The 9441-nt window shown below is 72.4% G+C and carries 3 protein-coding genes; all 3 read left to right on the forward strand.

Translation table 11 applies throughout. The features are described 5' to 3' along the window. The coding region (locus tag AOK03_RS24195) for a phosphopantetheine-binding protein (RefSeq protein WP_157869059.1) at positions 1–489 on the forward strand (489 nt) is incomplete at its 5' end. A gap of 127 nt (positions 490–616) precedes the next feature. Then, positions 617–1558 carry a TauD/TfdA family dioxygenase gene (locus tag AOK03_RS24200; RefSeq protein ID WP_055567447.1) on the forward strand — a complete coding sequence of 314 codons (942 nt, stop codon included), beginning with the start codon at positions 617–619 and terminating at the stop codon, positions 1556–1558. Positions 1559–1674: 116 nt separating this feature from the next. Beyond that, positions 1675–9441 (forward strand): non-ribosomal peptide synthetase (locus AOK03_RS24205; RefSeq protein WP_157869060.1); only part of this gene is annotated, 7767 nt, incomplete at its 3' end.

The raw sequence follows: 9441 nt of genomic DNA on the forward strand, positions 1-9441 counted from the left end.
TACGTCGTGCCCGAGAACGGCAAGGTCCTCGGCCCACAGGACCTGCAAGGCGTGCAGGACGCGCTTCGGCGCGCACTGCCCGAGTACATGGTGCCCACCGCCCTCGTGCCCCTGGACGCCCTGCCCCTGACACCCAACGGAAAGCTGGACCGCAAGGCCCTGCCCGCACCCGACTACAGCAGCGCCACCGCCCCCGCCCGGGCTCCGCGCAACAGCCGGGAAGAGGCGCTCGCCGTGCTCTTCGCCGAGGTCCTCGGCCTGGAGTCGGTCGGTGTCGACGACAACTTCTTCGCGCTCGGCGGGCACTCCCTGCTCGCCACGCGCCTCATCGGCCGGATCCGCACCGTCGTCGGCGCGGAGGTCGACCTTCGGACGGTCTTCACCAGGCCGACGGTGGCGCAGCTCGCCGAACACCTCGAAGGCCTCAGCAGCAGCCCCCAGGCCAGGCCAAGGCCCAAGCTGCGGCGGCGGTCGCGCGGGACGACATGAGTACTGCCCGGCCGGTGGCCGCAGCGGAACGGGCCGAAGCGGAACGAGCAGGAACAGGCGGGGAGCCGGACAGCGGGACGTCCGCGGCGCCGGAATTCACAGGGACAGGGAACAGAGGAGACGTGACGTGAGCAAGTCGAGCGACTGGACACCCCATGTGGTGACGCCGGACACGGCGGGCGTGGCGGCGAACCACGAGGGCCTGCTGACGGCGATCGGCGACACGGCGCAGACCGCCGAACTGCTCCTCGCGCACAAGGCCCTCGTCTTCCGCGGCTTCGGCACGTCCCAGGAGCAGGTCGGCTCGGCGCTCGACCTGCTCCTGCCGAACCGGCTGGCCTATGTGCACGGCAACTCGCCTCGCACGAAGGTGGGAAGCAACGTCTACACCTCGACCGAGTACCCGGCCGAGTTCACCATCTCCATGCACAACGAGCTTTCCTACGCCCGCCGTTGGCCGTCCCGGCTCGCCTTCTACTGCGAGCGCCGACCGGTCACCGGTGGCGCCACGCCGGTGGTCGACGGCACGGTGTGGCTGAGCTCCCTCGACGAGGAGGTCAGGGCCGCGTTCAGCAAGGGCATCCGCTACACGCAGAACCTGCAGAGCGGGGCCGGTTTCGGCAAGAGCTGGCAGGACACCTTCGAGACCTCCGACAAGGGCGAGGTGGAGGCGCTCCTCGCGGACGCCGACGTCTCCTGGGAGTGGCAGGCGGACGACGGACTCCGCGTCACGCAGCTGCGCCCTGCCACCGTGCGGCATCCGGTCACGGGCGAGGAGGTCTGGTTCAACCAGTTCGACCAGTGGCACCTCGCCGGACTCGACGCCGACACCGCGACGATGCTCTCCGAGCTGATGTCGGAGGACGAGCTGCCGCAGTCGGTGACGTTCGCCGACGGCAGCCCCATTCCCGACGAGTACGTGGCGCACGTACGGGACAACGGGCTGGCCGCGGCCGTGGACGTGGACTGGTACGAGGGCGATCTGCTGCTGATCGACAACGTGGCCGTGGCGCACGGCCGCCGCCCGTACACCGGACCGCGCCGCGTTCTGGTGGCCATGTCCGGGTGACCGGGTGACCGGGTGACCGGGTGACCTGACCCTACGGATCCGGGCCCGGATCCACACCGCGCGGGACGGACCGGCGCTGAAGCTGCTGCTATGACACGAGGGGAACGCAAGAACACATGGTGCCGTTGTCGTATGCGCAGCGTCGGTTGTGGTTCCTGTACCGGTACGAGGGACCCAGCGCGACGTACAACGTGCCGGTGGTGCTGCGGCTGTCCGGTGCGCTGGACGCCAATGCTCTTCGTGCCGCGCTGAACGACGTGGTGGCGCGGCACGAGGCGCTGCGGACGGTCTTCCCCGACAACGGCGGGCAGCCGTACCAGGACATCCGCCCGGTCGCCGAGGCGCGGCCGGTGGTGGATGTCGAGTCGGTCACCGAGGCGGAGCTTTCCGGCGCGGTGGACCGTGCGGTGCGGTACGCGTTCGACCTCGCGACCGAACTGCCTCTCCGCGCGTCCCTGTTCACCGTTCAGGACGCCGTGGACGCGCACGTGCTCACCCTGGTGATCCATCACATCGCCGGTGACGGCTGGTCGATGGGGCCGCTCATCCGTGACCTGAGCAGCGCCTACTCCGCCCGTTGCGCGGGAAACCCGCCCGCGTGGGAGCCACTGCCGGTGCAGTACGCCGACTACACCCTGTGGCAGCGGGAACTCCTCGGCGACGAGAACGACCCGGACAGCCTGCTCGCCGCCCAACTCGACCACTGGAAGGGCGCGCTGGCCGGGCTCCCCGAGCGCATCGACCTGCCCACCGACCACCCGTATCCGGAGCAGGCCGGATCCGAGGGCGGCGTCGTGCCGGTGCGGATCGAGGCCGAACTGCACCAGGCCCTGACCGAGCTGGCGCGGTCGCGGCAGACGACCGTGTTCATGGTGCTGCAGGCCGCCCTGGGCGTGCTCCTGCACCGCCTCGGCGCCGGGACGGACATCCCCATCGGGACGCCGGTCGCGGGACGCGGCGAGGAGGAGCTGGACGATCTCGTCGGCTTCTTCGTCAACACGCTCGTGCTGCGCACCGACCTGTCCGGCGACCCGACGTTCGCGGAGCTGCTCGACCGCGTCCGCGAGAGCGACCTCAACGCCTACGCCCACCAGGACGTGCCCTTCGAAGGCCTGGTGGAGGCCCTGAACCCGACCCGGTCCCTGGCCCACCACCCGCTCTTCCAGGTCATGCTCGCCTTCAACAACACCCCGCGCGCGAACGCGGAGTTCGGCGGGCTCAAGGCGTCCCCCCAGCCCGTCCGGCTCCAGTCGGCGCGGATGGACCTGTCCGTCAGCTTCGCCGAACAGCACGACGGCGACGGCGCCGCCGCCGGGATCAGCGGTGTGATCTCGTACCGCACCGACCTGTTCGACCACGGCACGGTCACCGCCCTGGGCGAACGGCTCGTCCGCGTGCTGGAGAGCGGCGCCGCGGCCCCGGAGCGGCGCGTGTCGTCGTTCGACGTCCTGTCGGGCGACGAGCGGCGCCGGGTCCTGGAGGAGTGGAACGACACGGCCACGCCGGAACTCGCCGGTACCGCGGCCGAGTTGTTCCAGGAGCGGGCGCTGGCCGTGCCCGGGGCGAGCGCGCTCGTCGCCGACGGCGTCACCGTCTCGTACGCGGACCTCAACGCCCGCGCGAACCGTCTGGCCCGGCTCCTGGTCGAGCGGGGCGTCGGCCCCGAGGACGTCGTGGCCCTGGCCATCCCCCGCTCCCCGGACCTGATCACGGCACTGCTCGCCGTGCTCAAGGCCGGTGCCGCCTATCTGCCACTCGACACGACCTATCCGGAAGCCCGCATCCGCTTCATGCTGAGGGACGCCCGGCCGGGCGTCGTCCTGGCCCACGCCGGCGCCGTGGGTCTCCTGTCGGAGCTGGACGACGCGGCCGTCGTCGTCCTCGACGCCCCCGAGGTCCGTGCGCACCTCGCGGACCTTGACGCGTCCGACCTCACCGACGCCGACCGGGTCTGCCCCCTGGACGTCGCGCATCCGGCGTACGTCATCTACACCTCGGGGTCGTCCGGCACCCCCAAGGGCGTCACCGTCCCGCACCGGGGACTCGCCAACTTCGCGCTCGCCCAGAGCGAGCAGTGGGGCATCGGGGTCGGCTCCCGGGTGCTGCAGTTCCTGTCCCCCAGCTTCGACGCCGCCGCGTCGGAGTTCTTCACGGCCCTGCTGACGGGCGGCACGCTGGTGCTCGCCGACGCGGAGCGGCTCACACCCGGACCCGATCTCCTCGAACTCCTCCGCGCCGAGGAGATCACGCACTGCACGCTGGTGCCGTCGGTGCTGCGGGTGCTGTCCGAGGAGTCGCTGCCGGGCACGCTGACGCTGATCGTCGGCGGTGAGGCCTGCGGTCCGGAGATCGTGGAGCGCTGGTCCGCGGGCCGGAAGATGTTCAACGCGTACGGGCCGACGGAGATCACGGTGTGCGCGACGTTGAGCGAGGCCCTGTCGGGGGCGGTGGTGCCGCCGATCGGCCGCCCGATCGCCAACGTACGGACGTATGTGCTGGACGAGGGTCTGTCGCCCGTACCGCCCGGCGTGCCCGGTGAGTTGTACGTGGCCGGGGCCGGTGTCGCGCGCGGCTATCTGAACCGGCCGGGGCTGACCTCGCAGCGGTTCGTCGCCGACCCGTACGGGCCTGCCGGGTCGCGCATGTACCGCACCGGCGACCTGGTGCGGTGGAACCAGGACGGCACGCTCCAGTTCCTGGGGCGCGCCGACGACCAGGTCAAGCTGCGCGGCTTCCGGATCGAACTCGGCGAGATCGACGCCGCGTTGACCGCGTGTCCCGGTGTGCGGGCCGCCGCTGCCGTCATCCGTGAGGACCGGCCCGGTGACCGGCGTCTGGTCGGCTATGTCGTGGCCGATGTCGACGGCGGCGTCGACCTCGACCAGGTGAAGAAGACCGTGGCCGCGCGGCTGCCGGAGTACATGGTGCCCACGGCCGTGGTGCTCCTGGACACGCTGCCGCTGAGCGCCCACGGAAAGCTGGACCACAGGGCGCTGCCCGTGCCCGACTACGCCCGCGCCACCCCCACCCGGGCACCCGGCACCCCGCAGGAGCGGGTCGTCGCCGAGCTCTTCGCCGACGTCCTCGGCCTCGACGCCGACCAGGTCGGCGTCGACGACGGCTTCTTCGCCCTCGGCGGCGACAGCATCAGCTCCATCGTGCTGGTCACCCGCGCCCGCGAACGCGGCCTCGACCTCACGCCCCGCGACGTCTTCAAGGAACAGACGCCCGGGGCGCTGGCCCGCAGGGCACGGCCCGTCAGTGCCGAGAACGGCGCAGGCGGCGGTGCCGCCGACGCCGACCGCTCAGGTGTGGGCACGGTTCCGCTGACGCCCGTCATGCACTGGCTCCTCGAACCCGGCCATCCCTTCGACGGCTTCAACCAGTCCGTCTTCGTGCAGGTGCCCGGCGGCATCGACCGCGCCCAGCTCGGCGACGTACTGCAGGCGCTCGTCGATCACCATGACGTGCTGCGGGCCCGGCTCGTGCGGGACGGCTCCGACGCCGGTGCTGATGCCGGTGCTGGTGCTGGTGCTGGTGCTGGTGCTGGCTGGGTGCTCGACGTGCCGTCGGCCGGTTCGGTACCGGTCGAGCCGCATCTCACCCAGGTGGTGACCGCCGGTCTCGACGACGAGCAGCGGCGTGAACTCCTCGTGCGCCACGCGGAGCAGGCACGCGCACGGCTCGCCCCGTACGACGGCGTCATGCTGCAGGCCGTCTGGTTCGACAACGGGCCCGAGGAGCCGGGCCGACTGCTCCTGACGATCCATCACCTGGTGGTGGACGGCGTCTCGTGGCGGATCCTGCTGCCCGACCTCGCCGTCGCGGGGGCCGCCGTACTCGCCGGGCGGACACCTGAGCTGGCTCCGGTCGGCACGTCGTTCCGGCAGTGGGCCCGCAGACTCACGGAGCTGGCCCGCGAGCCCCGGACCACCGGTGCGCTGCCGCAGTGGACCAAGATGCTGTCGCGGCCCGAACCACGCCTCGCGCAGGACGCGGACGACCGCACGGGACACGGCACCGCCGACACCCTGGCCTCGCTGCGCGTGCGCGTACCGGCCGCGCTCACCGAGGCGCTCCTGGCCCGCGCGCCCGCCACGCTGCACTCCACCACCAACGAAATGCTCCTGACCGGGCTCGCGGTCGCCCTCGCCGCCTGGCGCGGCGACTCCCGGCACACCGGCACGCTCGTCGACCTGGAGGGACACGGCCGCCAGGACGAGCTGGCCGGAGCCGACACCGCCCGCACCGTCGGCTGGTTCACCGGCATGGCGCCGGTCCGGCTCGACCCGGGCGCCGTACCCGCCGCCGAGCTGCACACCGGCGGGCCCGCGGTGGGCCGTGCGCTGCAACGGGTCAAGGAGCAGCTGCGCGCCGTCCCCGACAGCGGTTTCGCCTACGGACTGCTGCGCCACCTCAACCCGGAGACGGCCCCCGCCCTCGCCGGGCTCCCCGACGCCCAGGTCTCCTTCAACTACCTCGGCAGGTTCGCGGTGCCGTCCGCGGGCGCCGGTGCCGACGCCACGGCCGCGGACTGGCAGCAGGTTCCCGGCAGCCCGTCGCTCGGCGGCCTGGACCCGCGGATGCAGGCGCCGAACCCGTTGATGATCAACGCGGTCACCGTGGACTCCGCCGACGGCTCCGAGCTGAGCGCGACCTTCAAGTGGCCCGGGGCCCTCTTCACCCGCGACCGCGTCCAGGAGCTCGCCGACGCCTGGCTGGCCGCTCTCGCCGCCCTCGGCACCCACGCCGAGGGATCCGCGCCCGCGGGCCGGACCCCGAGCGACCTCGACCTCGTCGACCTCACCCAGCACCAGGTCGCCCAACTGGAGCGGCAGCACCCCCGGCTGGCCGACGTCTGGCCGCTGTCCCCGCTCCAGGAGGGGATGCTCTTCCACGCCCTCGCCGACGGCGCGGAACCCGACACCCAGGACGTCTACACGGTCCAGATGGCGCTCCGCCTCGACGGCGACGTACGCGGCGAGGCCCTGCGGGCGGCGGCACAGCGCATGCTGGAGCGGCACCCCAACCTGCGGGCGGCGTTCCGTCACGAGGGCCTGGACCGCCCGGTGCAGATCATCGAGAGCGGCACGCAACTGCCTTGGCAGGACGTGGACTTGAGCGACGCGTCCGACGTCGAAGCGGCCCTGGACGCGTTCCTGGGCGAGGAGCGGGCGCGACGCTTCGACCTGGCGCGGCCGCCGCTCATGCGGTTCGCGCTGGTCCGCCTGGACGAGGACCGTCACTGCCTGGTCATCACCCAGCACCACATCCTCACCGACGGCTGGTCCTCGACGCTCCACATCAATGAACTCCTCGCCCTGTACCGGCTGTACGCGGCCGGCGGCGACGACTCCGCCCTGCCCAGGACGACGCCCTACCGCGACTATCTGACGTGGCTCGTGGAGCGCGACCGGACCGCGGCGCACGACGCCTGGACCGAGGCGCTGGCGGGCGCCGAACCGACGTACGCGGCGGCGGCCACCCCCTCGGCGGCCCCCGGGACCGCGCCCCTGCCCGAGCGGCTGGTGTCCCACCTGGACGCGGACACCACGACGGCGCTCGACGCCCAGGCGCGCCGCGCCGGGGTGACCCTCAACACCCTGGTGCAGTGCGCGTGGGGCGTGCTCCTCGGCCGGACGACCGGCCAGGACGACGTGGTCTTCGGTGCCGTGGTGTCGGGGCGGTCGCCGGAGATCCCCGGCATCGAGAGCATGATCGGTCTGTTCATCAACACGGTCCCGGTACGGGTGCGGCTGCACGCCGAGGACACGTGGGCCGACCTGGCGGGGCGCGTACAGGCCGAGCAGGGCGCGCTGCTGCCGCACCAGCACCTGTCCCTGACGGAGATCCAGCGGGTGGCGGGTACGGGCGGCAAGGACGGTAGGGGCGGCAAGGACGGTCTTTTCGACACCGTCGTCGCCTTCGAGAACTACCTGGCCCCGCGCACTGCCGACCCCACCGGCACTGATGAGGACGCAGGTCTGCGGGTCACCGGAGCCGCGGGCCACGACGGCGCCCACTACCCGCTGAGCCTCGTCGTCATCCCGGGCCCCGAACTGCGGCTGCGCCTGGACCACCGCGCCGACAGCTACGCCTCCCCGGAGGCCGAAGCGCTCCTCGACCGTCTCGTGCGGATCCTGACGGCGGTGGCCGAGGATGCGGGTCAGCGAGTCGGGGCGGTGGAGATTCTCTCGGCCGGTGAGCGCGAGCGTGTCGTCGACACGTGGGCCGCCGGTCCGGTCGTGGAGGTGTCGGAGGCGACGGCGACAGCCGCCTTCGAGGCTTGGGTGGCACAGACGCCGGATGCCGCGGCGCTGGTGGCGGCGGACGGCCGGACCGTGTACTCGTACGCCGAGTTGGATGCGCGGGCGAGTCGGTTGGCGCGGCTGCTGGTCGAGCGGGGCGTGGGGCCGGAGCAGGTGGTGGCGCTCGCGTTGCCACGGTCGCCCGAGCTGATCGTCGCGGTCCTCGCGGTGTGGAAGGCCGGGGCCGCCTACCTTCCGATCGACACCGGCTATCCGGTCGACCGGATCCGCTTCATGGTCGAGGACGCCCGGCCCGCGCTCGTGGTGACGGATGCGGCATCCATGCAGCTGTGGCCGGAAGACACACCGGTCGTACGACTCGACGATCCGGCCGTGCAGGAGGAGTGGGCGGCTTCCGACCCGGCGGAGCCCGCCACGGCCGTGACCGCGCCCGCCCATCCCGCCTATGTCATCTACACCTCCGGGTCGACGGGTGTGCCCAAGGGCGTGATCGTGACCCACGCGGGTCTGGTGAACCTGGTGGCCTCGTCGGCGCCGCGTCTGGGTCTGGGGCCGGGCAGCCGGGTCCTGCAGTTCGCCTCCCCCAGCTTCGACGCGGCCACCTGGGACTGGAGCCTGGCACTGCTGTCCGGCGCGGCCCTGGTCGTGGCCGACGCAGAGGAACTCGCCCCCGGCGCCGCGCTCGCCCGTGTCGTGACCACTGCGGGCGTGACGTACTGCATGGTGCCGCCCTCAGCCCTGGGCGTCCTGGACGTCACCCAGGTCCCCGACACCATGACGGTCGTCGTGGGCGGCGAGGCCTGCGGCCCCGACACAGCCGGACGCTGGTCCACAGGCCGACGTATGATCAACGCCTACGGACCCACCGAAACCACCGTGTGCGCCACCCTGAGCGCCCCCCTGTCAGGCGCGACGGTGCCGCCGATCGGCCGACCGATCGGCAACGTACGGACGTACGTCCTGGACGCGGGCCTGTCCCCCGTACCACCGGGCGTGCCCGGTGAGTTGTACGTGGCCGGGGCCGGTGTCGCCCGCGGCTACCTCAACCGCCCGGGGCTGACCGCGGAACGCTTCGTCGCCGATCCGTACGGGCCCGCCGGGTCGCGCATGTACCGCACCGGCGACCTGGCCTCCTGGAACAGCGACGGCACCCTGCGCTACCTGGGGCGCGCCGACGACCAGGTCAAGCTGCGCGGCTTCCGCATCGAACTCGGCGAGATCGAGGCCGCGTTGACCGCCTGCCCCGGCGTCGCGAGCGCCGCGGCCGTCCTCCGCGAGGACCGGCCCGGCGACCGACGCCTCATCGGCTACGTCGTGAGCGACAGCGATGGTCACACCGATCCGGCGGCGCTGCGCGCCCAAGTGGCCGACCGTCTGCCCGACTACATGGTCCCGTCCGCCGTCATGGTCCTGGACGCGCTGCCGCAGATGCCGAACGGCAAGCTGGACCGCAAGGCCCTGCCCGCACCCGACTACAGCGGTACGGCCGCGTCCTCCCGGGCCCCGCGCGATGCCCGCGAGGAGATCCTGGCCGGGCTCTTCACCGAAGTACTCGGTGTCGATCAGGTCGGCGTGGACGACAGCTTCTTCGATCTGGGCGGGCACTCCCTGCTG

It is taken from the genome of Streptomyces atriruber (assembly GCF_001418325.1).
Lineage (GTDB): Bacteria > Actinomycetota > Actinomycetes > Streptomycetales > Streptomycetaceae > Streptomyces > Streptomyces atriruber.